The organism is Pseudomonas sp. xss_2 (assembly GCF_043104195.1).
Taxonomy (GTDB): domain Bacteria; phylum Pseudomonadota; class Gammaproteobacteria; order Pseudomonadales; family Pseudomonadaceae; genus Aquipseudomonas; species Aquipseudomonas urmiensis.
In genome coordinates this window covers 1-25,811 of the sequence record NZ_JBICKL010000083.1, presented here as the reverse complement: position 1 = coordinate 25,811, position 25,811 = coordinate 1, and the positions used below count along the sequence as shown (strand labels likewise).

Here is a 25,811-nt window from a genome sequence, read left to right as displayed (position 1 = left end):
GGTGGTTCGGATCGCCTGATCGAACGCACTGGCCGGGTTGCCGAGGGTGGCTCGGATCGCCTGATCGAACGCACTGGCCGGGTTGCCGAAGGTGGCTCGGATCGTCTGGTCGAAATCAGCCGCATGAGCTGATCACCATGGCCGAAAAGAACAACCCTCGACACTGCGCCTGCTATCCTCCAAGCCCGGTCCATTGACCGGGCTTTGTTTTTTTATCCAGAATGCCCAGCCGTACAGTCACAGAATCCTGCCCATGCTGCCGCGCGCCGAACAGAAGCTCCAGACCCGCCAGGCCCTGCTCGATGCCGCCTGCCAGTTGATGGAAAGTGGCCGCGGGTTCGGCAGCATCAGCCTGCGCGAAGTGGCCAAGACCGCTGGCATCGTGCCAACTGGCTTCTATCGACACTTCCCGGACATGGACGCCCTCGGCCTGGCGCTGGTCGAAGAGGTCGACGCTACCTTCCGCCACGCCATCCGCCTGGTGCGACAAAACGAATTCGAGCTGGGTGGCATTACCGATGCCTCGGTGCGGATCTTCCTCGACATGGTTGCTGCCCACCGCGCCCAGTTCCTGTTCCTCGCCCGCGAGCAATACGGCGGCTCGCAGCCGGTGCGCCAGGCCATCGCCAGGTTGCGCCAGGACATCAGCTCGGACCTGGCCACCGACCTCGGCCTGATGCCACGCTGGAAGCATCTGGACGCAGCCGCGCTGAGCGTGATGGCCGATCTGGTGGTCAAGACCGTGTTCGCCACCCTGCCCGAACTGATCGACAGCCCCGACCCGCTGGACCCGCAGCCGCTGACCGCGCAGGAAAAGATCACTCAACAGCTGCGCTTCATCTTTGTCGGTGCGCGCCATTGGCAGGGACTTAGCCCTTCGCCTTGAAGCAGACATCTTCGCCCCTTGCATGCGCCTGAGAATCAAGAGTCATTCACCAGTTCTGCTACCATGGCGCACTGCCCGATTGTGACGAGCGCTTCCATGTCCGACCCCCGCCCCACCCAGCCCGAGCTGACCACCCGCCTGGCCCGCTTCCGCCAGCATTTTGCCGAGCGCATCGTGCCGCTGTGGCAGGGTCCGGGGTGGAATGCCGAGCTGGCGCTGCCCTATGAGGCGCTCGACGCACAGCACCAGCCGCTGCCGGTACAGCGCTACCGCGCCATGGCCGTCGCTCGTCAGCTGTACCTGTTCAGCAGCCGCATCGAGCAACCGGGCGCGGCCGAGCGGGCCGCAACCCTGTTGCGTTCCCTGCAACGGCACTTTCACGACGCAGAACACGGCGGATGGTTCTACAGCATTGACGCTGCCGGCCAACCACTGGACCGCCGCAAAGACCTGTACACCCACGCCTTCATCGTCTTCGCCTGTGCCCATTACTGGGGCAAGGTGCGCGAGAGTCTGGTCGAATCCACGCTCAACGCCGCGCTGGAAATCGTCGCCAAGCGCTTCGCTCGCGACGACGGCTTGTATGAAGCGAGCCTTGCCGAAGACTGGTCGGACCTGGGCAGCGGCCCATTGCAAAATCCACAGATGCACTTGGCCGAAGCCTTCCTGCAGACCTTGCAAGTACGTGACGACTCACCTGTTCAGCAGGCCTTGCTGCAGCTGTGCGAGGCGCTGCAAACGCACTTCATCGAGCCTGAACAGGGCCTGATGCTGGAAAAACCGCGCGGCGCTGTGGATAACTGGTTCGAGCCGGGCCATCAGTTCGAATGGTTCTACCTGCTCGATACCTCGCCACTGCTGCGTGACAGCCCGCTGCACGTGTCCATCAGCCGGGCATTCGGCTACGCCGAGCAGTACGGGGTGAAGGATTCAGCGGTTCTGGCGATGCTGGATGTCGAGGGCAAGGTCATCGACCCGACCCAACGCATTTGGGCCAAGGCGGAATATCTGCGGGCATTGGCCTTGCGTGCAGACAGTGATGGCAAGTTGCTGGAGCAGTTGGTCGCGCTGGAAGAGCAATTCCTGCACGCCGGTGGCTGGAACGAATGCCTGGATGCCAGCGGCACCGTCAGCCGGCATGACATGCCGTCGACGACGCCTTATCACTTGGCCACTTGCCTGGAAGGCTTGCAGCGGTTGAGCTGAAGCCATCGCGAGGCAAGTCCGCTCCAGGGTGTCGCTATCCCTGTCGGAGCGGGCTTGCCCCGCGATGGCCTTAAGATCAGCCCTTGGCCGAACGATCGATCGAGAACCCGGCCCAATCCTGGCTCACTGGCATCAACTCCAGGCTGTTGATGTTGATGTGCGCCGGCTGATTGAGAATCCAGAAGATGGTCTCGGCGATGTCCTGCGGCTGGATCGCTTCGGCGCCAGCGTAGGTGGCGTCGTACTTGGCCTGGTCGCCACCAAAACGTACCAGCGAGAACTCACTTTCGCACAGCCCCGGCTCGATGTTGCTGACGCGCACGCCCGTGCCGCGCAGGTCGCAGCGCAGGCTCAGCGAGAACTGGCCGACGAAAGCCTTGGTGCCGCCATACACGTGGCTGCCCGGATACGGATAGTTGCCAGCCACCGAGCCGACGTTGAGGATCGACGCACCGCGACCATGGGCGATCAGCCGTGGCAGCAGCAAGCGGGTGGTGTACATCAGGCCTTTGATGTTGGTGTCGACCATGGTTTCCCAATCGTCCAGGTCGCACTTCTGCGCCGGGTCCGCGCCCAGCGCCAGGCCTGCGTTGTTGACCAGCCCGCGCAGCTTGTCGAAGGCCGGCGGCAGGTTGGCGATGGCTTGCTCCATGGCCGCGCGATCACGCACGTCGACAACGATGCCATGCACTTCGGTCTTGGCCGAGAGTTCGGCACACAGCGCGTCCAGGCGCTCTTTACGACGGCCAGTCAGGACCAGTTTCCAGCCGGCATCGGCAAACAGGCGGGCCGTCGCCTCGCCAAAACCGGAAGTGGCGCCTGTGATGAATACGGTGGACGTCATGCTGTTCTCCTTCGCAATAAGGGGGTCGTCGACAGGCCTTGAAGCATGCCCGCCACTGGCGACGCCAGCAAGCCGTTTTGCACCCTGCTCAAAAAACATCCAAACCTGGCAAAGCCTTGTAGCAGAGGGGACCGCGCGGGCTATGCGCATGTTATCCACAGGGCTTTCCCCACAGAATGGGGGCAACTTGTCAGGGGATTGAACGGATTTTCAAGCAAGCGGCCTGGGGATATCTCATCGCTGATGGCGCAAGGCTTTCAGCGGTGCCGCTTGCAGCAGTCTGTCCAAGGCTTTTGCACAGAGTTATCCACAGATAGTTGGCGTTTGGTGAGCGCCCGCGAAGGGGTAAGTTATCCCAAGAAAATCAAGCACAAGCAGCGCTTGATCAAAAAACGAACAGATCTTTGCAGGCCTTGATAATCGTGGCTCACAGCGGAGTGCCACCATGTTTTCCACAGGCAGTTCCACATTATCCGGGGACAGTTTTGTGCCTGTGGAAACAATGACTTGGAGCGGGGTTCTGAGGTGGCTCTGGCGAGATATGCGACAAGTTGTCCACATGGGCGTTGGAATGGGGCCGCAGAGCGGCCCAAAACCTCAGTGCCCGCCCAGATAAGCGTTACGCACCTCTTCGTTGACCAACAACTCCTGCCCCGTGCCGGTCATGCGAATCTGCCCGTTGACCATCACATAGGCGCGGTCCGACAGCTTCAGCGCATGGTTGGCGTTCTGCTCGACCAGAAAGATGGTCATGCCGGTCTTGGCCAGCTCGCGCAAGGTGGCAAAGATCTGCTTGACCACGATCGGCGCCAGCCCCAACGACGGCTCATCGAGCAACAGCAACTTGGGCCGGCTCATCAACGCTCGGGCAATCGCCAACATCTGCTGTTCACCACCGGACATGGTCATGGCGCGTTGGGTCCGCCGCTCTTTCAAGCGTGGAAACAGCTCGTACATGCGCTGCATATCCTCGGCGGCATACTTATCCCCAATGGGAATGGTGCCCATCATCAGGTTTTCCTCGACGGTCATGTCGGGGAACACCCGCCGCCCTTCCGGCGACTGGGCAATGCCGTTGGAGGCGATGTAGTGCGACGACTTGCGGGTGATATCGGTGCCACGGTAGACAATCTGCCCAGACGCCGCGCGCGGCTGGCCGAAGATCGACATCAGCAAGGTCGACTTGCCCGCGCCGTTGGCGCCGATCAGGCTGACCGTCTCGCCCTCGTTGATGTGCATCGAGACTTTCTTCAGCGCCTGGATTGGCCCGTAGAACACGTCCAGGTCCTTCAGTTCGAGAATGGGTGCACTCATACCAGTTCCTCTTCATCTGCACCCAGGTAGGCGGCGATCACAGTCGGGTTGTGGCGGATTTCCTGCGGGGCGCCTTCGGCAATGACGTTGCCGTGGTCGAGTACCACGATGTGGTCGGAGATACTCATGACCATGCCCATGTCATGCTCGATCAGCACCACGGTAATGTCGTGCTCATCACGCAGCACGCGGATCATGCGGCTGAGCGCCTCGGTCTCCTGCGGGTTGAGGCCGGCGGCGGGTTCGTCCAGGCAGATGATCTTCGGCCGCGTGCACATGGCCCGGGCGATCTCCAGGCGGCGTTGTTGACCGTAGGACAGTTCGCCCGCCAGGCGGTTGGCGCAGTCGACCAGATCGACCACTTCCAGCCAGTAGAAGGCGTGATCCAGAGCATCGCTTTCGGCCTTGCGATAACTCTTGGTGTTGAGCACCCCGGCCAGTAGATTGCGGTTGACCCACATGTGCTGGGCCACCAACAGGTTCTCCACCACCGACATTTCCTTGAACAGGCGAATGTTCTGGAAGGTCCGCGCCAAGCCTGCGCGATTGACCAGATGGGTGCCGCCGAACATCTTGTAGTACAGGCGGTTGGCAAAGCGCGCAGGCGAGACGAAGTCGGTTGGTTGAAAGCGTTCGCCGAGCAGCTGGATCACGTCGGTGCGGTTACCCCGCACATTCAGCTCGATGCGTCCGCCACTGGCCTTGTAGAAGCCGGTCAGGCAGTTGAACACGGTGGTCTTGCCAGCGCCGTTGGGGCCGATCAAGGCGAAGATCTGGTTGCGCTTGACCTGCAGGCTGACATCGCTGAGCGCCTTGATGCCGCCGAACTGCATCATCAGGTGTTCGACCGAAAGAATGATTTCGTCGCTCATGGCGCCACTCCTTTACGCGGGACTACCCCGGTGCGGCTGATGCGGATCAGCCCACGCGGTCGCCAGATCATCATCAGCACCATCAGCACGCCGAACAGCAGTACCCGGTATTCGGAGAAACTGCGCAGCAGCTCCGGTGCCACGGTCAGCACGAATGCGGCGATGACCACGCCAACGGTGGAACCCATGCCGCCGAGCACCACGATCGCCAGGATCAGCGCCGACTCGAAGAAGGTGAACGAGGACGGGTTGACGAAGCCTTGGTAGGTGGCGAAGAACACCCCGGCAAGGCCGGCCGTGGACGCACCGATGGTGAACGCCGAAAGCTTGACCAGCACGTGGTTCAGGCCCATCGAGCGGCAGGCGATCTCGTCTTCGCGCAGCGCCTCCCAGGCGCGCCCGACCGGCATGCGGGTCAGTCGGTGCTTGATGTACAGCACCGCCAGCACCACCAGGAACAGCACGATGTAGATGAACAGGAATTTGATGTTGGGGTTGTAGTCGATCCCGAAGAACTCGTGAAACGGCACCCCGCCGTCCTTGGCCCGGCGACCGAACTCAAGGCCCAGGAACGTTGGCGACGGCGCCGGCATGCCGTTCGGCCCACCGGTGAATGACAGCCAGTTGTTCAGCACCAGCCGGATGATCTCGCCGAAGCCCAGGGTCACGATGGCCAGGTAGTCACCGTGCATGCGCAGCACCGGGAAGCCCAATATGCAGCCGGCGAGCGCCGCCGCGATGGCCGCCAGCGGCAGCACGCTCCAGAAGCCCAGGCCCAGGTACTGGTAGCCCAGCGCCAGGCCATAAGCGCCGATGGCATAGAACGCCACATAGCCCAGGTCGAGCAGGCCGGCCAGACCAACCACGATGTTCAAGCCCAAACCCAGCAACACGTAGATCAGGCCGAGGATGACCACAGTCAGCAGATACTTGTTGGCGAAGATCGGGAACACGATCGCGATCACGATCAGCGCCGGGATGACGTAGCGCAGCCGCGACTTGTAGTCGGGCGCCAGCACATGCACGCCCGAGCCGCCACTTTCAAAGCCTTGCAGCATGCGCTGGCCGGTGCCGCTCTGGAAGAACACGCTAAGCAGGAAGCGCCCCGCCATCACCCCGCCGACCAGCCAGGCCACGCGGCTTGGCTCGGCATTGAAGGTGTAGCCATCGAGCACCACGCCGACCACCGGGCCGAACACGATCAGTGCCAGCAAGCCCGCGACGATGGTCTCCAGCAGGCTGCGTTTGATATCGAAACCGGAAGAAGCAGTATTGGCAGTGGACATGTTCACACCTTAGCCACGAGCGGGCGACCCAGCAGGCCTTGGGGACGGAAGATGAGGATCAGCACCAGCAGCGAGAAGCTGAACACGTCCTTGTAGTCGGAGTTGATCAGGCCGGAGAACAGCGACTCGGAGATCCCCAGGATGATCCCGCCGAGCATGGCGCCGGGCAGCGAGCCGATCCCACCGAGTACGGCGGCGGTGAAGGCCTTGATGCCGATGATGAAGCCGGCATAGAAGTCGAAGGTGCCGTAGTTCATGGTGATCAGCACCCCGGCCAGGGCGGCCATCACCGCACCGATGACGAACACATAGGAGATCACCCGGTCGGTGTTGATGCCCAGGATCGAGGCCATCTTGCGGTCTTGCTGAGTGGCGCGGCACATACGCCCAAGCTTGGTGTACTTGATCACGTAGGTCAGCAGGGCCATGCCGGCGAAGGCGGCGATGAGGATGAAGATCTTGGTGTAGGTCAGCTGCACGAAGCCGGTGCCGACTTCGACGCGCCAGGCGCCTTCAAGCAGGGTTGGCACGCCTTGCTGGCGAGCGCCCTGGCTGATCTGCGCGTAGTTCTGCAGGATCAGCGAGATCCCGATGGCGCTGATCAGCGGCGCCAGGCGGGTGGAGTTACGCAGGGGTTTGTAGGCGATGCGCTCGATGGTGAAGCCGTAGACGCCGGTGACCACCACGGTGAACAACAGCGTGCCGAGCATCAGCAGCGGGAAGGACTCGATACCGAAATAAGCCAGCAATGCCAGGCTGATCGCCGCGAGGTACGCGGAGATCATGTACACCTCGCCGTGCGCGAAGTTGATCATGCCGATAATGCCATAGACCATTGTGTAGCCGATGGCGATCAAGCCATAGACCGACCCGAGGGTCAGACCATTGACCAGTTGCTGCAGGAAAATACCATCCATAACGCAATCTCGCTGAGTGAGATTGCACGAGCGCCGACCACGGCGGGCCTGGCATACAGCGGCCCTCGCAGCGCAGAACTGGTGCACATCTACGGATAAAGACAGGTACCGCGGGGCGTCGGCCCGGACGGCTGTCCGGGCCTTGTGCCTTTATTATTTTTGTTTATCCAGCTGGTGGTACTTGCCGTTGGCATCCCACTGGTAGACCACGTAGTCGGAGACGGTCAGGTCACCCTTGCTGTCCCACTTCTTCTCGCCCATGACGGTCTGCACCGGGTTGGCCTTGAGCCACTTGGCAGCGTCTTCACCCTTGTTTGACTTGGCGCCGTTGAACGCGGCGGCGAGCGCCTGGACCGAGGCGTAGGCGTACAGGGTGTAGCCTTCAGGCTCGGTGCCGGCTTTGCGGAACTCTTCCACCACCGCCTTGCTGTCTGGCAGCAGACGCGGGTCGGCGCCGAAGGTCATGTACACGCCATTGGTGTATTGAGCGCCACCTGCGGTGGACACCAGTTCGTCGGTGACGATGCCGTCATCGGACATGAACGCCACATCCTTCAGGCCTGCTTCACGCAATTGGCGCACCAGTGGACCGGCTTCCGGGTGCAGGCCACCGAAGTAGACGACATCGGCGCCCGCACCGCGGATCTTGGTGACCACTGCGCTGAAGTCTTTCTCGCCACGGGTCAGGCCTTCGTACAGCACCGGCTTGACGCCACGCTTCTCCAGCTGCGCCTTGGTTGCGTCGGCCAGGCCTTGGCCGTAGGTGTCCTTGTCGTGCAGGACTACGACTTTCTTGCCCTTGAGCACGTCGACGATGTAGTCACCGGCAACGATGCCCTGCTGGTCGTCACGGCCACACATGCGGAACATCGCCGACAGGCCGCGCTCGGTGACCTGCGGGTTGGTCGAACCTGGGGTGATGGCGATGACACCGGCTTCGTCATACACCTCCGATGCCGGAATGGTGTTGGACGAGCAGAAGTGTCCGACCACACCGACCACCTTGTCCTGGTCGACCAGGCGGTTGGCCACGGCCACGGCCTGTTTCGGCTCGCAGGCGTCGTCGCCTTTTACCAGTTGGATTTTCTCGCCATTGACGCCACCTGCGGCGTTGATCTTGTCAGCCGCTGCTTGCGCACCTTTCATGTATTGCTCGCCAAACGCTGCGTTGGCACCAGTCATTGGGCCTGCGACGCCGATCTTGATGTCGGCCTGAACATACGAAGAAACACCCAGTGCCGTAGCTACGGCCAGAGCCAGGAAACCTTTCTTGTAAAACGTCTGCGACATGAGGTGGTGCTCCTAGAGTTTTTTTAGTTGGCACTACAACTTTCAGCGCCTTGCTCCGAGCAAGGGCCGTGCCATTGGTTTTGGATTTCGAGCAAACACACTGGGCAGGCTGGTTAGAGGCGACCGGCGGGCTTTCTTTATTGAGCGTGCAACCGTCTGGCATAGGTAAGGCGCCACCACGCGATCACGAAAGGAGCAACCATCGAGTGCCATCATTGCAACCTCGACAAGTGTTAACGTGCAACCAGCCTGTAACAGCAGACGTCACCGAAGTGCACACAGCTGGTGCGCGACTGCTACGGGGGGCACTGTTTCAAGGCTAGCTGGTGCTGCCAGAATCATCCGGCTTTTGGCATTTACAGCCCTATCGCGGGGCCAGCCCGCTCCCACGCGCAATGCTTTATGGCCTATTGCCGGGTGCGGGCTTGCTCCGCGATAGGGCTGCGGCTACTCACTTTGCGCGCAAAGGCTGGCACAATGGCCGCCATTCCCGCGCGCTTGCGCCGTTTTCAGCGAGCGCCGCCGACCTGGAGCCTTCCATGAGCGAGAGCGCATTCGCCGAGCGCATCGTGCACAACCTGCTCGACACCGACTTCTACAAGCTGACGATGATGCAGGCGGTGCTGCACAACTATCCGGATGCCGACGTCGAATGGGAGTTTCGCTGCCGCAACGGCGAAGACCTGCGCCCCTATCTGGATGAGATCCGCAATCAGATCGAGCTGCTCAGCGAGATGACCCTGGATGATGGCCAGGCCGAGTTTCTTGAGCGCATCAGCTTCCTCAAACCGGATTTTTTGCGCTTTCTGCGGCTGTTCCGCTTCAACCTGCGCTACCTGCGCCTGGGCATCGACAACGACCAGCTGAGCCTGCGTCTGCGCGGCCCGTGGCTGCATGTGATGCTGTTCGAAGTGCCGCTACTGGCGATCATCAGCGAGGTGCGCAACCGCCACCTGCACCCACGCATGCGCCTGAGCGATGCCCGCGACCAGCTCTATCGCAAGTTCGACTGGCTGCAAGCGCATGCCAGCGCCGATGAACTGGCCGAGCTGCAGGTAGCCGATTTCGGCACCCGCCGGCGCTTCTCCAGCCGCGTCCAGGAAGAGGTGGTACGGGTGCTGCGCGATGATTTCCCGGCACGCTTCGTCGGCACCAGCAACGTCAACCTGGCATGGAAACTGGATATCAAGCCGTTGGGCACCATGGCCCACGAGTGGATCATGGCCCACCAGCAGCTCGGCCCACGGCTGATCGACAGCCAGATCGCCGCGCTGGACTGCTGGGTTCGCGAGTACCGCGGATTGCTCGGCATCGCCCTGACCGATTGCATCACCATGGATGCCTTCCTGCGCGATTTCGACCTGTACTTTGCCAAGCTGTTCGATGGCCTGCGCCACGACTCGGGTGAACCGGTGGCCTGGGCGGAAAAAGCCATCGCCCATTACCAGCAACTGGGTATCGACCCGATGACCAAGACCCTGGTGTTCTCCGATGGCCTCAACCTGACCCGCTCGCTGGAGATCTTCCGCGCCTTGCGCGGGCGCATCAACGTCAGTTTTGGTATCGGCACCAACCTGACCTGCGACCTACCTGGGGTGGCGCCGATGAACATCGTGCTTAAAATGACCGACTGCAATGGCTCGCCGGTGGCGAAGATCTCCGACGAAGCCGCCAAGACCCAATGCCGTGACGAGAACTTCGTCGCCTACATGCGCCACGTTTTCAAAGTCCCCCACAAGGAGTAATCCATGCAAGCCGTCCAGCGAGAGATTGCCCAGCAGCTCAAGGTGCAGCCGCCGTTCGCCGACGCCGCCGCGCTCGAGGCCGAAGTTGCCCGGCGCGTGGCCTTCATCAAGGATTGCCTGGCCAATGCCCGGCTCAAGACCCTGGTCCTGGGCATCAGTGGTGGGGTCGACTCGCTGACCGCCGCCCTGCTCGCCCAGCGCACCGTCACCGAACTGCGCGCCGAAACTGGCGATCAAGGCTATCGCTTCATCGCGGTACGCCTGCCGTATCAGGTGCAGCATGATGAGCACGATGCCCAAGCGTGCCTGGACGTGATCAAGGCCGATGAGGTGCATACCGTCGACATCGCCCCTGCGGTGCGGGCCTTGGCGCTGGAAGTCAAAACGCTGGAAGGCGGCTCGCCGACCCTGGTCGACTTCGTCGTCGGCAATACCAAGGCGCGGATGCGCATGGTCGCCCAGTACACCATCGCCGGCGCACGCGCGGGCCTGGTGATCGGCACCGATCACGCAGCCGAAGCGGTGATGGGCTTCTTCACCAAGTTCGGTGATGGCGCCTGCGACCTGGCGCCGTTGAGTGGCCTGGTGAAAAACCAGGTACGCGCCATCGCCCGTAGCTTCGGGGCGCCGGAATCGTTGGTAGAGAAAGTGCCGACGGCGGATCTGGAAGACCTCGAACCGGGCAAGCCGGATGAGGCGTCACATGGCGTGACCTACCAGCAGATCGATGCGTTCCTGCATGGCGAGCCGGTCAGCCAGGAGGCGTTCGACATCATCGTCAACACCTACCGCAAGACCCAGCACAAGCGCGAGTTGCCGTTCGCGCCGTAACACGTGACCTGCAATACCTAACGTGAGAGCGGGCTTGCCCCGCGATAGCGAGGGTGAATTCACCCACACTATCGCGGGGCAAGCCCGCTCCCCCATCAGGTCACGCAGCCAGCATCAGGCTTACTTGACGATGACTTTGCCTTTCATCATCGAGATGTGGCCTGGGAAGGTGCAGAAGAAGCTGTAGTCGCCGCCAGCTTCCAGCTTGGAAGTGTCGAACTTGACTTCGGTTTCCTTCTCCGGCGCACCAATCATCGCGGTGTGGGCGATGATATTGGCGTTGTCTTCCTTCAGGTAACCCTTGTCGATGCCCTGGGTCATGCCTTCAGTGGCGATGGCCTGCATGTCAGAGGTCTTGCTGATTACCAGGTTGTGGCCCATGACGTTCTTCGGCAGGTTGCCCGAGTGGGTCAGCTTGACGGTGAACTCTTTGCAGCTCTTGTCGACGGTGAATTCCTTGCTGGTGTAGGACATCTGGTCAGTCGACTCGACCGTCACAGAGCACTCGGCCGCGAACACAGAAGCGCTGGCGAGGGTCAGCAGGGATACCGCTACAGCTTTCGCAAACATCGTGAATCTCCTTGGCAGGGGTTTATCAATTGCGAGACTGCCTGAACCCGGAACGAACGTCCCTGATGTGCATCAAGGAGGTGTCCAATGGCCAGCCAGTTGATTTGTTCTATGGATTGTATACAACCAATCTAAGTGCACATCATGCCCTCTAAGTAGACGATGGGACAACCTCTCATTTAGGAGCAAATGACATGTCCCTTGGTAGTTTCATGAACAGCCTGCTGGAAGCCTACGCCCAAGGCGCCGCGGGCGCCGCCTGCGAATTCTCCCGTCCGGAGTGAATCACGCCTTGGAAGCGAGCAGCTTGCGCCTTACCCTGTGCACGCATTTGGAGGGAGAAAAGCAATGCTTGTACGTTCCGTGTGTGTCTTCTGTGGTGCCAGCATCGGCAGCAACCCGGCCTACCGTGAAGCGGCGGTTGCCCTTGGCCAGGCCATCGCTGGCCGCGGCCTGACCCTGGTGTATGGCGGCGGCGCCGTGGGCCTGATGGGCACCGTGGCCGATGCGGCCATGGCTGCGGGTGGTGAAGTGGTCGGGATCATCCCGCAAAGCCTGATGGACGCTGAAATCGGCCACAAGGGCCTGACCCGCCTGGAGGTCGTCGACGGCATGCACGCGCGTAAAGCGCGCATGGCCGAGTTGAGCGATGCCTTCATCGCCCTGCCGGGTGGCCTGGGTACGCTTGAGGAGTTGTTCGAGGTATGGACCTGGGGGCAGTTGGGCTATCACGCCAAGCCGCTGGGCCTGCTGGACGTCAACGGTTTCTATGAAAAGCTCGGCGGCTTCCTCGACCATATCGTCGAGGAAGGCTTCGTGCGGCCGCAGCATCGGGCGATGTTGCTGCTGGGCAAGCAGCCGGATGAGCTGCTCGATGGGATGGATGAGTTCGAGGCGCCGGTGTTGCCCAAGTGGGTCGACAAGAAGCCTGATTGATCCTATGACGCTTGACGAAAGATGTGGGCTTGCCCCGCGATAGCGTTGGTGGATTGACCATCGCTATCGCGGGGCAAGCCCGCTCCCACGAGTTTAGATGTTGCCAGTTCAGCGTGGCAGGACTGGCTGACGCGGCTTCTTCTTGCCGCCGCCTTTGGCCGCTTCCTTACGCTCTTTAGCCGCCTGCTGGTTACGCGCAAACGCCTCGGCCTTGGCCTTCTCGCGTTTATCCCACGGCTTGCTGCCATCGCTGGCACGCGGCGGCAGGCCGGTGTGCTGGGTGAGGATCTTCTGATCCTTGCCCACCTTGTGGCTGCCGGTCGGCGTCGAGTTCTTGCGCCGAGCGCTCTGGTAGCTGTCGGTCTGCGGCTGATGCAGCGGGATCAACTGGTGCTTGCCCGGGCCAATCAGGTCGGCACGGCCCATGCGCTCCAGCGCTTCGCGCAGCATCGGCCAGCCTTTGGGGTCGTGATAGCGCAAGAACGCCTTGTGCAAGCGGCGCTGCTCATCGCTCTTGACGATATCGACCCCTTCACTCTTGTAGGTGACCTTGCGCAGTGGGTTCTTGCCCGAGTGGTACATGGCCGTGGCCGAGGCCATCGGCGATGGGTAGAACGCCTGCACCTGGTCAGCGCGGAAGCCATTGCCCTTGAGCCACAGGGCAAGGTTCATCATGTCTTCGTCGGTAGTACCGGGGTGGGCAGCGATGAAGTACGGAATCAGGTACTGCTCTTTACCTGCCTCTTTGGAGTACTTCTCGAACATGCGCTTGAAGCGGTCATAGCTGCCGATGCCCGGCTTCATCATCTTGTCCAGCGGGCCACGCTCGGTGTGCTCGGGGGCAATCTTCAGGTAGCCGCCGACGTGGTGGGTGACCAGCTCCTTGACGTATTCCGGCGACTCTACCGCCAGGTCGTAGCGCAGACCCGAGGCGATCAGGATCTTCTTCACCCCCGGCAAGGCACGGGCCTTGCGGTACAGCTCGATCAACGAGCTGTGGTCGGTGTTGAGGTTCTCGCAGATGCCTGGGAACACGCAGGAGGGCTTGCGGCAGTGCTTCTCGATGTCGGGGCTCTTGCAGGCGATGCGGTACATGTTGGCGGTCGGCCCGCCCAGGTCGGAAACCACGCCGGTGAAGCCCGGCACCTTGTCGCGCATCTCCTCGATCTCGTGCAGGATCGACTCGTGCGAACGGTTCTGGATGATCCGCCCTTCGTGCTCGGTGATCGAGCAGAAGGTGCAGCCACCAAAGCAGCCACGCATGATGTTGACCGAGAAGCGGATCATCTCGTAGGCCGGGATGCGCTCCTTGCCATAGGCAGGGTGCGGGACACGTGCGTAGGGCATGCCGAACACGTAGTCCATTTCCTCAGTGCTCATGGGAATGGGCGGCGGGTTGAACCACACATCCACTTCGCCATGCTTCTGCACCAGGGCGCGAGCGTTGCCTGGGTTGGTCTCCAGGTGCAGCACACGGTTGGCGTGGGCATACAGCACCGAGTCGTTACGCACCTTCTCGAACGACGGCAGGCGGATCACCGTCTTATCGCGGGTCATGCCCGGGCTGTCGAGAATCTGCACCACCTTGGCTTCGTTGGGGTCTTCGACCTCGCCCTTGGCCTGCTCGATCGCGCAGGCCTGGGTGTCCTGGGTGTTGACGTAGGGGTTGATGATCTTGTCGACCTTGCCCGGACGGTCGATCCGGGTGGAGTCGATTTCGAACCAGCCCTTGGGCGTGTCACGGCGCACGAACGCGGTGCCACGCACGTCGGTGATGTTCTCGATGGTCTCGCCATTGGACAGGCGCTGGGCCACCTCGACCACGGCGCGCTCGGCGTTACCGAACAGCAGGATATCGGCGCAGGCATCGATCAGGATCGAGTGGCGCACCTTGTCCTGCCAGTAGTCGTAGTGAGCGATACGCCGCAGCGAGGCCTCGATGCCACCCAGCACGATCGGCACGTGCTTGTAGGCTTCCTTGCAACGCTGGCTATAGACCAGGCTGGCACGGTCTGGGCGCTTGCCGGCCATGCCGCCGGGGGTGTAGGCGTCGTCGGAGCGGATCTTCTTGTCGGCGGTGTAGCGGTTGATCATCGAGTCCATGTTGCCTGCGGCAACGCCAAAGAACAGGTTTGGCTCGCCGAGCTTCATGAAGTCGTCTTTGGACTGCCAGTTCGGCTGGGCGATGATGCCCACGCGGAAACCCTGGGCTTCGAGCAAACGGCCGATGATCGCCATGCCAAACGACGGATGGTCGACGTAGGCATCACCGGTCACGATGATGATGTCGCAGGAATCCCAGCCGAGCTGATCCATCTCCTCCCTGCTCATCGGCAGGAAAGGCGCTGGCCCGAAGCATTCGGCCCAGTACTTGGGATAGTCGTAGAGTGGTTTGGCTGCTTGCATGTCAGTGACCGGTTCTTGGTGTGCAGGGAAATCGCGGGCGCGGAATATAGCACAAATTTTGATCAAGTCCGACGATAATGGTCGGATTCATGGTGAGCATTGCACGACCCGGCCATCCCTCGGGACCGGCTTCCCTGCGAACGCGCCTGACGCTCAGCATCGCTCTGACAGGTGATCCCGGCCAGCAGGATGGCGGGAGACGATTACTCGTCGTCGTCGAAGTTGTACATGCCCGGCGCGAGGTTCTCGAAGCGGGTGTACTTGCCGATGAACGCCAGACGAATGAAGCCGATAGGACCGTTCCGCTGTTTACCGATGATGATCTCGGCAACGCCCTTGTGCTCGGTCTCGGGGTGATACACCTCATCCCGGTACACGAACATGATCACGTCGGCGTCCTGCTCGATTGCACCGGACTCACGCAAGTCGGAGTTGACCGGGCGCTTGTTTGGCCGCTGCTCAAGAGAGCGGTTGAGCTGGGACAGGGCGATCACCGGGCAGTTGAACTCTTTGGCCAGGGCCTTGAGCGATCGGGAAATCTCGGAGATTTCGTTGGTCCGGTTATCACCGGCCGAGCCTGGGATCTGCATCAGCTGCAGGTAGTCGACCATGATCATGGCGATCTCGCCATGCTCACGCGCCAGACGCCGGGTCCGCGCACGCATCTCTGAAGGGCTGATGCCGGCGGTGTCGTCGATGAACAGCTTGCGATCGTTGAGCAAGTTGACCGCCGACGTCAGGCGCGGCCAGTCGTCATCGTCCAGTTGACCGGAACGGACCTTGGTCTGGTCGATCCGGCCAAGCGAGGAGAGCATCCGCATGATCAGCGATTCGCCTGGCATCTCGAGGGAGAACACCAGCACTGCCTTGTCGCTGCGCAGCACTGCGTTCTCGACCAGGTTCATGGCGAAGGTGGTCTTACCCATCGACGGACGGCCGGCGACGATGATCAAGTCAGCCGCTTGCAGGCCGCTGGTTTTCTCGTCCAGGTCGGTATAGCCGGTGGAGATACCGGTGATGTCGCTGTCGGAGTTGAACAGGGTGTCGATGCGGTCGATGGCCTTGGTCAACAGCTCGTTGACGCCCACGGGGCCGCCGGTCTTGGGCCGCGCCTCGGCGATCTGGAAGATCTGCCGTTCGGCATCGTCGAGGATTTCCTCGGCATTGCGCCCCTGCGGATTGAAGGCGTTGTCGGCGATATCGGTGCTGATGCTGATCAGCTGGCGCAGCGTGGCGCGCTCGCGGATGATCGCCGCATACGCCTTGATGTTGGCGACCGACGGGGTGTTCTTGGCCAGCTCGGCCAGGTAGGCCAAGCCGCCGACCTGGCTGGACACGCCTTCCTTGTCCAACTGCTCGTGCAGAGTGACCACGTCGAACGGCTGGTTGAGGTCGACCAGCTTGTGGATGGCGCGGAAGATCAGGCGGTGGTCATGCCGATAGAAGTCACCGTCCGAAACTTGGTCCAGTACCTTTTCCCAGGCGTTGTTGTCCAGCATCAGACCACCGATCACAGCCTGTTCGGCTTCGATGGAATGCGGCGGCACCTTCAGGGCTGCGGTCTGCAGGTCGAGTTGTTCGGGGTTGGTGATCTCGTTCATGGCCACGAAAGAATTCTGGGTGAGGAGAAAAACAAAGGGCACGGTCTGCGAAGGCAGAGCCGTGCCCGATGTTAACCGGCTAGCTCACGAGGAGCCAGCCAGTTGCTACAGCTTAGGCTGCAACGACGACCACGCGTACGGTGGCTTCAACGTCGCTGTGCAGGTGCACGGCTACGTCGTATTCGCCAACGTGACGGATGGTGCCGTTCGGCAGACGAACTTCAGCTTTAGCCACTTCAACGCCGGAGGCGGTCAGGGCGTCAGCGATGTCGTGGGTGCCGATCGAACCGAACAGCTTGCCTTCATCGCCAGCGGTGGCGGTGATGGTGACTTCCAGCTCTGCCAGTTGGGCAGCGCGGCTTTCAGCCGAAGCTTTCTTGTCAGCAGCAGCCTTTTCCAGCTCGGCGCGACGTTCTTCGAACGCAGCCAGGTTGGCGGCGTTGGCAACGGTGGCCTTGCCGAATGGCAGCAGGAAGTTACGGCCGTAACCGGCTTTAACTTTAACTTTGTCGCCCAGGTTGCCCAGGTTAGCGACTTTTTCCAGCAGGATCAGTTCCATTTGGTAAAACCTCTTAACTTTTAACCTTCACCGTTCGCGGAATCATCACCCTGAGGTGACTTGCGACCGCGAAAATCAATCAGGCTATCGACAATGGCCAAAACCACGAGCAACGGATAAGTCAGTTGCATGAACAGGACCAGCGTCACGTACAACCCGACCAGCCAAAACTTGGCCAGACGTTTCTGCGCCACCAACCCATGCAGCAGGGCAAGCCCGGCAAACATGAGCGGCACGCTGCACAGCGGCGTGAGCAATGCCAAGGCAGAACCGAGGTTCGGCCCGAACAGCATGCACCCCAACAGCACCAGCGCCGGCACCAGGGGAATTCGCACCGCTTGAAACTCGCGGCCAAAACCTCCCGGGTTGTACAACGCGGCCTGCCAGTAGCGACCCAACATCAGGGCCAACACACTGACAACCTGCAGCCCAGCCGCCATCAGGCCGTTGAGCACCGGTACGATGAGCTTCCCAAGTTGCGCCTGCTCCTCCACCGATAACTGCTGGTAGAGACCGTCGAGCATCTGCGGCAGGGCTTTTTCAAGCGCTCGCGCCAGAGCTTCAATCGGTTCACGGAACGCTGAACCCAGAATGACACCGTACAACAGGCCCAAGGCGATGCTGGATAACAGCACCCGGCTCCAGGAATGCCCAGCGCGCAACAGCGCAGCCAGCCCCAGCGTCCCCAGCAGCACCATCAAGGTGCGCGGCTCGCCGAAGACCCACCAGGCCAACGCCGGCAAAATGCCCCAGACGATGACCGAGGAAGCGTCCTTGAAACCGCGCCGCAGGAACACCAGGCTCCCAGCGGCGGCACACAACCAGAACAACAGCGGCAATGCCGCACTACCGGCCACCACTACAGTGGCCTGCACGCGACCGCGCATGATGAAATCAGCTAACGCTCGCATGCTTATCCCTTGCTACTTGTCGAAAACCCGGTCTCAGCGGCCGTGGCTGTCGGTGTAGGGCAGCAGGGCCAGGAAGCGGGCGCGCTTGATAGCGGTAGCCAGCTGACGCTGATAACGAGCTTTGGTACCGGTGATACGGCTTGGAACGATCTTGCCGGTTTCGGATACGTAAGCTTTCAGGGTGTTGAGATCTTTGAAGTCGATCTCTTTCACGTCTTCAGCAGTGAAGCGGCAGAATTTACGACGACGGAAGAAACGTGCCATGTAATAGGCTCCTCAAAAGGTCCGTGGATTACTCGTCAGCGTTATCGCTGTTGTCGCTGTCATTGCTGTCGTCGCCTTCGGCGCCATCAGCAGATTCAGGACGTTCACGACGCTCACGGCGCTCGCTGCGGTTCTCTTCGGCCTTGAGCATCTCGGACGGGCCAGTAACGGCTTCGTCACGACGGATGACCAGGTTACGGATCACGGCATCGTTGTAGCGGAAGTTGTCTTCCAGCTCGGCCAGGGCCTTGCCGGTGCACTCAACGTTCAGCATCACGTAGTGAGCCTTGTGAACATTGTTGATTGCGTAGGCCAGTTGACGACGGCCCCAGTCTTCCAGGCGGTGGATCTTGCCACCATCTTCTTCGATCAGCTTGGTGTAACGCTCAACCATGCCGCCGACTTGCTCGCTCTGATCCGGGTGGACCAGGAAGATGATTTCGTAATGACGCATGAATGCTCCTTACGGGTTAGTAGTCTGCCAGCGAATCTGGTCAGACAAGGAGTGAATGACACTGTATGTCTTGCCGTGGACAGTAGGCACATGCGCGCCTGCCTGCTGGGCAAGGGGCGCAATTGTAGAGAAGGCCGGACGCACAAGCAAGGTAATTGGCGATTATTTGAACAACCGCAAACATACCCAAGTGCCATCAACCACTGGGGCGCGCATGCGCGCCCCCTCTCGATCAGCGCTTGATCTGGCGCTGGCGCACGGCCTCGAACAGGCAAACGCCTGTCGCGACAGAAACGTTCAGGCTGCTGACACTGCCGCTCATCGGCAGCTTCACCAGAAAATCGCAATGGTCGCGGGTCAGCCGGCGCATGCCTTTGCCTTCAGCGCCCATGATCATCACCAGCGGACCGGTCAGGTCCTGCTGATAGATCTCCTGCTCAGCCTCCCCCGCAGTGCCAACTACCCACAGGCCACGCTTCTGCAGTTTTTCCAGGGTGCGCGCCAGGTTGGTCACAGCCACCAGCGGAATCACCTCGGCGGCGCCGCAGGCCACTTTACGCACGACCGGGGTCAAGGTCGCCGACTTGTCCTTGGGCACCACGACCGCCGTAGCGCCGGCAGCATCGGCGGTACGCAGGCAGGCGCCAAGGTTGTGCGGATCGGTGACGCCGTCGAGCACCAGAATCAGCGGCGGCGTCTCGGTACGCTCTAGCAACTCTTCGAGCATCAGCTCGCCCCACACCTGGCTCGGGCTCACCTCGGCAACCACACCTTGGTGCACGCCATCGACCCAGGTGTCCATCTCGCGGCGCTCGGCCTGGCCAACCGGCACGCGGTTTTCTGCAGCCAGGGCGAGCAGCGCTTGAACGCGCGGCTCGCTACGGCCTTCGGACAGCCAGATCTGCTTGACCCGCTTGGGGTGGTGCTGCAACAGCGCCTGCACGGCATGAACGCCGTAGATTTTTTCCAGCTGACTCATGACTTGCTCTTGCTCTTACGTGGCGCGCCCGATTTTGGCGGGCCCTTGCGGTGCTTGGTGGGCTTGCCGGAGGCCGACTTGCCACCCTTGTCCGACTTGCTCGAGGACGGGGCGTTGCGCGCCTCGCCCATCAGCGCCTTCTTCATCTCGCGGCTCTTGCGCACCTCGGCGTTGCGCTGCACCGCGTCTTTGGGGAAGTAGGCATCAGCGGCTTCGCTCTTGCGACGACGTGGCGCCGGATCGATTTTCGCTTCGACCTTGGCTTCACGCTGCTCGCCCGGCTTGGCCTTGCTGGCCGGCGCTGCGCCATCAGCAGCAGCACGCTTGCGGCCAACGGCTGCACTGGCGCTTGCCTGCGAGACTTCGAAATCGATCTTGCGCTCGTCGAGGTCGACGCGCATGACCTTGACCTCGATGGTGTCGCCCAGGCGGAAGCTGCGACCACTGCGCTCACCCGACAGGCGGTGATGCACCGCATCGAAGTGGTAGTAGTCGCCTGGCAGGGCACTGACGTGCACCAAGCCCTCGACGTAGATATCAGTCAGCTCGACGAACAGGCCAAAGCCGGTAACGGCAGTGATCACGCCCGGGAAGATCTCGCCCACGCGGTCTTTCATGTACTCGCACTTGAGCCAGTTGACCACGTCGCGAGTGGCCTCGTCGGCACGGCGCTCGGTCATCGAGCACTGCTCGCCCATCTGCTCCAGGGTCGGCTCGTCGTACGGGTAGATGCGCGCCTTAGGGATGCTCATCGCGCCGGCACGCTTGACGTGCGGGGTATCGACCTTGGAACGGATCACGCTGCGAATGGCGCGGTGCACCAGCAGGTCGGGGTAACGACGGATCGGCGAGGTGAAGTGGGTATACGCCTCGTAGTTCAGGCCGAAGTGGCCGTTGTTCTCGGTGCTGTACACCGCCTGGCTCAGCGAGCGCAGCATGACGGTCTGGATCAGGTGGAAATCCGGCCGGCCGGCGATGCTCGCCAGCAGCGCCTGGTAGTCCTTCGGCGAAGGCTCTTTGCCCTTGTGCAGGGACAGGCCAAGCTCACCGAGGAAGGCGCGCAGTTTTTCCAGACGCTCCGGTGGCGGACCATCGTGCACGCGGTACAGCGAAGGCACGCCATGCTTTTGCAGGAATTCGGCGGTGGCAACGTTGGCCGCCAGCATGCATTCCTCGATCAGCTTGTGGGCTTCGTTACGCACGGTCGGACGAATTTCGTCGATCTTGCGGTTATCACCGAAGATGATCCGGGTTTCCTGGGTCTCAAAGTCGATCGCGCCACGGGTATGGCGCGCCGCCAGCAATGCCTTGTACAGGGTATACAGGTGCTTGAGATCCGGGACAACCTCTTTGTATTCCTCGCGCAGGGCCTTGCCTTCGCGGGTACGGGCGTGCTCGAGCATGCTGCTGACCTTGTTGTAGGTCAGGCGCGCGTGCGAGTGGATCACCGCTTCGTAGAACTGGTAGTCGACCATCTGGCCAGATTTGTTGATGGTCATTTCACAGACCATCGCCAGGCGATCGACGTGCGGGTTCAGCGAGCACAGGCCGTTGGACAGCTCTTCAGGCAGCATCGGCACTACCCGCTCAGGGAAGTACACCGAGTTACCGCGCTGCTGCGCTTCGATGTCCAGGGCCGAGCCCAGACGTACGTAGCTGGAAACGTCGGCGATCGCGACATACAGGCGCCAGCCGCCGGAGAACAGGCGCAGCTTGCCCTGTGGCTCGCAGTAGACCGCGTCGTCGAAGTCGCGGGCATCTTCGCCGTCGATGGTGACGAACGGCAGATGGCGCAGGTCGATGCGCTTCTCCTTGTCCTTCTCTTCGACTTCGGAGCGGAACTTGCGCGCTTCTTTGATCACCTCTTGCGGCCAGACATGGGGGATGTCGTAGCTGCGCAGGGCAACGTCGATTTCCATCCCTGGAGCCATGTAGTTGCCGATCACCTCGACCACATCACCTTGTGCCTGGAAGCGCGGGGTGGGCCAGTGGGTGATCTTGATCTCGACGAACTGACCGATCTTGGCGCCGCCGTTACGCCCGGCAGTCACCAGCACTTCCTGCTGGATCTTCGGGTTGTCCGGGGTCACGTAGCCGATGCCGCCTTCTTCGAAGTAACGGCCGACCACGCTTTCGTGGGCGCGGGAGATGATTTCGACCAGCACGCCTTCACGGCGGCCACGGCGGTCGGTACCGGAGACACGGGCAAGGCCACGGTCACCGTCGAACGCCAGGCGCATCTGCGACGGGCTGAGGAACAGATCGTCACTGCCATCGTCAGGGATGAGGAAGCCGAAACCATCGCGGTGGCCAGAGATGCGTCCGCAGATCAGGTCCAGCTTGTCTACCGGGGCATAGGTGCCGCGCCGGGTATAGATCAGCTGACCGTCACGCTCCATGGCACGCAGACGGCGGCGCAGGGCTTCGATCTGGTCTTCCTCGTGCAGACCGAATTCCGCCGCCAACTGCTCTCGCGCAGCCGGTTCGCCGCGGTCGGCAAGGTGTTGCAGGATCAGCTCACGGCTGGGAATAGGATTCTCGTATTTATCCGCTTCGCGGGCGGCCTCGGGATCGAGGGATTGCCAATCGGCCATCAGAAGGGGTTCACCTTGGGGTATATAGAGTAGAAGTTTGGCATAGGCGTATTGAAACCGGAAATGTCGGCCTTGGACAGCCCCCGTCTGAGGGTCTTGTGCGCTGGGTAAGGCCTATGGAATCAACAAGTTGAATTTTTTGAATTTTTTTTGATTCGGGGGGTTTACAGCCTCATAGGGCGTCCGTATAGTGCGCACCACAACGACGGACACCCGACGTTGTAGTTGAGATGAACGATGTTGTAAAGCATCATGTGATTTCAACGAGTGTGCCCAGGTGGCGGAATTGGTAGACGCGCTGGTTTCAGGTATCAGTGACCGCAAGGTCGTGGAAGTTCGAGTCTTCTCCTGGGCACCAAATATTTCGAGTGATAGATAACAGGCTTATCTGTCAGTCAGCAAGAGATTCATCGCAGTACGCTGTAGATGTAAAGATTTGCCCAGGTGGCGGAATTGGTAGACGCGCTGGTTTCAGGTATCAGTGATCGCAAGATCGTGGAAGTTCGAGTCTTCTCCTGGGCACCATATAAAAACCCACTAGCTTGCTAGTGGGTTTTTTCTTGCCTGCGTTTTATGTCCCCCACTCTGCTACCTGCCTATGCACAAGCATCTGGGGGAAATTGAACGATAGTCTGCTCATGAATTTCTCGTCACTCGGCCACTTGAGAAACAATTTCGTTTACCATTGTTTCCAAATATGTAGCCGTAAGCGAGGAAGTACCCGCATGACGATCCGTCCGCAACCGCTGATGCGCACCCTGGCCGCCGCTGTTCTGAGCCTGGTGATCGGCGCTCCGGCCGCCATGGCAGACGACCCGGTCAGCCTGACTTTGTACAACGGTCAGCACAAGGAAATCGGCGAGGCCATCGCCAAGGCCTACGAGGCCAAGACCGGCATTCATATCAATATCCGCAAAGGCAGCAGCAACCAGCTGGCCAGCCAGATCATCGAAGAAGGCGACCGCTCGCCTGCCGACGTCATCTATACCGAAGAGTCGCCGCCGCTGAACAACCTCGGCGATCTTGGCCTGCTGGCCAAGATCGACGACGCCACCCTGAACATGCTGCCCAAGGAATACGTTGCCGCCAACGGCAGCTGGATGGGCGTGACCGCGCGCACCCGCGTGGTGGTGTTCAACCCGAAGAAGATCGACCAGAAAGACCTGCCGCAATCGGTGATGGACTTCGCCAACCCCGAATGGGATGGCCGCGTGGGCTTCGTGCCGACCAGCGGCGCCTTCCAGGAGCAAGCCGTGGCCATCCTCAAGATGCACGGTCGCGATGCCGCCGAAGAGTGGCTGACTGGCCTGAAAGCCTTCGGCAAGACCTACACCAACAACATGGTCGCCCTGAAGGCCGTGGAAAAAGGCGAAGTCGATGCCGTGCTGGTCAACAACTACTACTGGTATGCCCTCAAGCGTGAGCGCGGCCAGCTGGATTCGCAGCTGTACTACCTGGCAGACGGCGACGCCGGCGGCCTGGTGACCATCTCCGGCGCCGCCGCAGTCAAGGCCAGCAAGCACCCGAAAGAAGCCCAGGCCCTGCTCAACTGGATGGCCAGCGAGGAAGGCCAGCGCGTGATCACCCAGACCACCGCTGAATACCCGCTGCATAAAGGCATGGTCTCTGACCAGGGCCTGAAGCCGTTCGAAGAGCTGCGTCCGCCGCAGATCACCCCAGCCGACCTTGGTAACGCCGAGGAAGCCCTGGAGCTTGAGCGCGAGGTCGGTCTGCTCTAATGACTGCCGCCCTGCCCCTCTCGGCCCAGGCGCGTTTCGTGCCGCGCCGCAAGCGCCCCTCGATCTGGGTGGTGCTGCCTGTCCTATTCCTGGTGACGATGAGCTTGCTGCCGTTGCTGTACGTCGCGCTCAAGGCCTGGGAGGCCGGCTGGCGGGAAGCGTTGCACCTGCTCTGGCGACCCTTCGTCTGGGGCCTGATGCGCAACACGATGCTGTTGATGGTGGGTGTCACCTTGGTGTGCATGGTGGTCGGCCTGGCTTTGGCCTGGCTGCTCGAGCGCAGCGACCTGCCAGGGCGGCGCTTGTGGGGCGTGGTGCTGTGCCTGCCATTTGCCGTGCCGTCGTTCGTCAGCAGCTTCACCTGGGTGTCGCTGAGCTCAGGCTTCGAAGGGCTGGGCGGGGCGATCCTGGTCATGGCGCTGTCCAAGTACCCGCTGGTATTCCTGCCAGTGGCGGCCACCTTGCGCAATGTCGACACCTCCCTGGAGGAGTCGGCGCGCACCCTGGGTTGCAGCCGTTGGGGGGTGTTCTTCAAGGTCACGCTGCCGCTGCTGTGGCCGTCGATGCTCGGCGGCGCCCTGCTGATCGCCCTGCACATGCTGGTGGAGTTCGGCGCCCTGTCGATCCTTGGCTTGCAGACGTTCACCACGGCGATCTATCAGCAGTTCGAGCTGGAGTTCAGCAACGCCAACGCCGCCATGCTATCGGCGGTGTTGCTGGCGCTGTGCCTGGTGATGCTGACCCTGGAGCTGCGCGTACGCGGCAAGGCGCGGCATGTGCGGATCGGCCAGGGCGTTGCGCGTCGTGCGCAGCCGGTGAAGTTGCGTGGCTGGATGCCGCTGGCGCAGGTGTTTTGCCTGGCTCTGGCGATTCTAGGCAGCGGGATTCCCCTGGCCATGCTCGGCTACTGGCTGAGCGTCGGCTCATCGGCGGCGTTCCCGGTGGGTGAGATCAGCAAAGCGCTGTTCACATCACTGTCGGTGTCATTGGGCGGTGCTGGTGTCTGCGTGCTGCTGGCGTTGCCGATCAGCTTCCTGGTGGTGCGCTATAAAGGTCGCCTGGCGATCTGGGCCGAACGCCTGCCCTACCTGCTGCATGCCCTGCCCGGGCTGGTGATTGCCCTGACCCTGGTGTTCTTCGCCCTACATTATGTGCCGGCGCTGTACCAGACCACCGCATTGTTGATCCTGGCGTATGCGCTGTTGTTCCTGCCGTTGGCCCAGGCGCCGGTGCGCACGGCGCTGAACAAGGCGTCGCCGACCCTGGAAGAAGCCGCTCGCACGCTGGGCGCGAGCAGCTTCAGCGCGTTCTGCCGGGTGACCTTGCCGATTATCTTCCCGGCGCTGGCTGCGGCGTTTGCGTTGGTGTTCCTGGATGCGATGAAAGAGCTGACGGCGACCCTGCTGCTTAGCCCGACCGGGATGACCACCTTGGCGACTGAGGTGTGGGCGCATACCGCCAACGTCGAGTTCGCGGCGGCGGCGCCTTATGCGGCGTTGCTGATTGTGGTTTCGGGGTTGCCGGTTTACTTGCTGACTACGCGGATGTATTTGAACAAGGCATAACCTGTTATCTCTTGCGCTCGAGAGTTTGCGGCCCATCGCAGC

The 25,811-nt window shown here is 61.4% G+C and carries 22 protein-coding genes, 2 tRNA genes and 1 pseudogene; 10 read left to right on the top strand and 15 right to left on the bottom strand.

Going from position 1 to position 25,811, the window contains the following annotated elements; translation table 11 throughout:
• The 3 genes and pseudogenes from ACF8K2_RS21950 to ACF8K2_RS21940 all read left to right on the top strand — a co-directional run.
• Positions 1 to 132 (top strand): annotated as a pseudogene (locus ACF8K2_RS21950) (phage infection protein); the annotation flags it as partial.
• Positions 133 to 253: 121 nt separating this feature from the next.
• Positions 254 to 886, top strand: a complete 633-nt coding sequence (locus tag ACF8K2_RS21945; RefSeq protein WP_186555576.1) for a TetR family transcriptional regulator — start codon at positions 254 to 256, stop codon at positions 884 to 886.
• A gap of 96 nt (positions 887 to 982) precedes the next feature.
• Positions 983 to 2,092, top strand: a complete 1,110-nt coding sequence (locus ACF8K2_RS21940) for an AGE family epimerase/isomerase (protein WP_392467591.1) — start codon at positions 983 to 985, stop codon at positions 2,090 to 2,092.
• A 76-nt stretch (positions 2,093 to 2,168) separates the two neighbouring features.
• On the opposite strand, the gene ACF8K2_RS21935 is transcribed toward ACF8K2_RS21940, so the two are convergent.
• From ACF8K2_RS21935 to ACF8K2_RS21910, 6 genes are all read right to left on the bottom strand, one after another.
• Complete coding sequence (locus tag ACF8K2_RS21935) at positions 2,169 to 2,936, bottom strand: SDR family oxidoreductase (protein ID WP_186555578.1); 768 nt, start codon at positions 2,934 to 2,936, stop codon at positions 2,169 to 2,171.
• A 597-nt stretch (positions 2,937 to 3,533) separates the two neighbouring features.
• Positions 3,534 to 4,250, bottom strand: a complete 717-nt coding sequence (locus ACF8K2_RS21930) for an ABC transporter ATP-binding protein (RefSeq protein WP_186555579.1) — start codon at positions 4,248 to 4,250, stop codon at positions 3,534 to 3,536.
• On the bottom strand, positions 4,247 to 5,122 hold the full coding sequence (locus tag ACF8K2_RS21925) for an ABC transporter ATP-binding protein (RefSeq protein WP_186555580.1): 876 nt from the start codon (positions 5,120 to 5,122) through the stop codon (positions 4,247 to 4,249). The genes ACF8K2_RS21930 and ACF8K2_RS21925 overlap by 4 nt, the downstream gene beginning before the upstream one ends.
• Positions 5,119 to 6,408 (bottom strand): high-affinity branched-chain amino acid ABC transporter permease LivM, encoded by a 1,290-nt coding sequence (livM, locus tag ACF8K2_RS21920; protein WP_186555581.1) that lies wholly within the window; start codon positions 6,406 to 6,408, stop codon positions 5,119 to 5,121. Before livM ends, ACF8K2_RS21925 begins: the two co-directional genes overlap by 4 nt.
• A 2-nt stretch (positions 6,409 to 6,410) precedes the next feature.
• Positions 6,411 to 7,325, bottom strand: a complete 915-nt coding sequence (locus tag ACF8K2_RS21915) for a branched-chain amino acid ABC transporter permease LivH (RefSeq protein ID WP_186555582.1) — start codon at positions 7,323 to 7,325, stop codon at positions 6,411 to 6,413.
• 153 nt (positions 7,326 to 7,478) lie between these two features.
• The gene (locus ACF8K2_RS21910; RefSeq protein WP_264236776.1) at positions 7,479 to 8,615 is read right to left on the bottom strand and encodes a branched-chain amino acid ABC transporter substrate-binding protein; all 1,137 of its coding nucleotides are present in this window, start codon (positions 8,613 to 8,615) and stop codon (positions 7,479 to 7,481) included.
• A 539-nt stretch (positions 8,616 to 9,154) separates the two neighbouring features.
• Between ACF8K2_RS21910 and pncB the strand changes: the two genes are divergently transcribed.
• Entirely contained in the window at positions 9,155 to 10,360 is a 1,206-nt protein-coding gene (gene pncB, locus ACF8K2_RS21905) for a nicotinate phosphoribosyltransferase (protein WP_392467590.1), read from the top strand.
• A gap of 3 nt (positions 10,361 to 10,363) precedes the next feature.
• Positions 10,364 to 11,191 carry an ammonia-dependent NAD(+) synthetase gene (gene nadE / locus ACF8K2_RS21900; RefSeq protein ID WP_392467589.1) on the top strand — a complete coding sequence of 276 codons (828 nt, stop codon included), beginning with the start codon at positions 10,364 to 10,366 and terminating at the stop codon, positions 11,189 to 11,191.
• 120 nt (positions 11,192 to 11,311) lie between these two features.
• Here nadE and azu read toward each other — a convergent pair whose 3' ends face one another.
• Positions 11,312 to 11,761 carry an azurin gene (gene azu / locus ACF8K2_RS21895; RefSeq protein WP_392467588.1) on the bottom strand — a complete coding sequence of 150 codons (450 nt, stop codon included), beginning with the start codon at positions 11,759 to 11,761 and terminating at the stop codon, positions 11,312 to 11,314.
• Positions 11,762 to 12,109: 348 nt separating this feature from the next.
• On the opposite strand from azu, the gene ACF8K2_RS21890 reads away from it, so the two are divergent.
• Positions 12,110 to 12,697: a TIGR00730 family Rossman fold protein gene (locus ACF8K2_RS21890; RefSeq protein WP_392467587.1), complete on the top strand. Its 588-nt coding sequence runs from the start codon at positions 12,110 to 12,112 to the stop codon at positions 12,695 to 12,697.
• A gap of 108 nt (positions 12,698 to 12,805) precedes the next feature.
• Here ACF8K2_RS21890 and ACF8K2_RS21885 read toward each other — a convergent pair whose 3' ends face one another.
• From ACF8K2_RS21885 to rnr, 8 genes are all read right to left on the bottom strand, one after another.
• Entirely contained in the window at positions 12,806 to 15,103 is a 2,298-nt protein-coding gene (locus ACF8K2_RS21885; protein WP_186555588.1) for a YgiQ family radical SAM protein, read from the bottom strand.
• A 203-nt stretch (positions 15,104 to 15,306) separates the two neighbouring features.
• Positions 15,307 to 16,704 carry a replicative DNA helicase gene (dnaB, locus tag ACF8K2_RS21880; RefSeq protein WP_186555589.1) on the bottom strand — a complete coding sequence of 466 codons (1,398 nt, stop codon included), beginning with the start codon at positions 16,702 to 16,704 and terminating at the stop codon, positions 15,307 to 15,309.
• A 112-nt stretch (positions 16,705 to 16,816) separates the two neighbouring features.
• Positions 16,817 to 17,263, bottom strand: coding sequence for a 50S ribosomal protein L9 (rplI, locus tag ACF8K2_RS21875; protein ID WP_186555590.1), 447 nt, complete (start codon positions 17,261 to 17,263; stop codon positions 16,817 to 16,819).
• 20 nt (positions 17,264 to 17,283) lie between these two features.
• Positions 17,284 to 18,174, bottom strand: coding sequence for a hypothetical protein (locus tag ACF8K2_RS21870; protein WP_392467583.1), 891 nt, complete (start codon positions 18,172 to 18,174; stop codon positions 17,284 to 17,286).
• Positions 18,175 to 18,207: 33 nt separating this feature from the next.
• Positions 18,208 to 18,438, bottom strand: a complete 231-nt coding sequence (rpsR, locus tag ACF8K2_RS21865) for a 30S ribosomal protein S18 (RefSeq protein WP_003249563.1) — start codon at positions 18,436 to 18,438, stop codon at positions 18,208 to 18,210.
• A 28-nt stretch (positions 18,439 to 18,466) separates the two neighbouring features.
• Positions 18,467 to 18,892, bottom strand: a complete 426-nt coding sequence (gene rpsF, locus ACF8K2_RS21860) for a 30S ribosomal protein S6 (protein ID WP_186555592.1) — start codon at positions 18,890 to 18,892, stop codon at positions 18,467 to 18,469.
• Positions 18,893 to 19,124: 232 nt separating this feature from the next.
• Complete coding sequence (gene rlmB / locus ACF8K2_RS21855) at positions 19,125 to 19,871, bottom strand: 23S rRNA (guanosine(2251)-2'-O)-methyltransferase RlmB (protein WP_186555593.1); 747 nt, start codon at positions 19,869 to 19,871, stop codon at positions 19,125 to 19,127.
• Positions 19,868 to 22,465 carry a ribonuclease R gene (rnr, locus tag ACF8K2_RS21850; protein WP_392467581.1) on the bottom strand — a complete coding sequence of 866 codons (2,598 nt, stop codon included), beginning with the start codon at positions 22,463 to 22,465 and terminating at the stop codon, positions 19,868 to 19,870. The genes rlmB and rnr overlap by 4 nt, the downstream gene beginning before the upstream one ends.
• Before the next feature lie 271 nt (positions 22,466 to 22,736).
• Here rnr and ACF8K2_RS21845 point away from each other — a divergent pair.
• From ACF8K2_RS21845 to ACF8K2_RS21830, 4 genes are all read left to right on the top strand, one after another.
• Positions 22,737 to 22,823 (top strand) — tRNA-Leu (locus ACF8K2_RS21845).
• An 80-nt stretch (positions 22,824 to 22,903) separates the two neighbouring features.
• A tRNA-Leu gene (locus ACF8K2_RS21840) sits at positions 22,904 to 22,990 on the top strand.
• 200 nt (positions 22,991 to 23,190) lie between these two features.
• Positions 23,191 to 24,204 carry an extracellular solute-binding protein gene (locus ACF8K2_RS21835; RefSeq protein ID WP_392467579.1) on the top strand — a complete coding sequence of 338 codons (1,014 nt, stop codon included), beginning with the start codon at positions 23,191 to 23,193 and terminating at the stop codon, positions 24,202 to 24,204.
• On the top strand, positions 24,204 to 25,769 hold the full coding sequence (locus ACF8K2_RS21830; protein ID WP_392467578.1) for an ABC transporter permease: 1,566 nt from the start codon (positions 24,204 to 24,206) through the stop codon (positions 25,767 to 25,769). Before ACF8K2_RS21835 ends, ACF8K2_RS21830 begins: the two co-directional genes overlap by 1 nt.
• Positions 25,770 to 25,811: the final 42 nt, after the last annotated feature.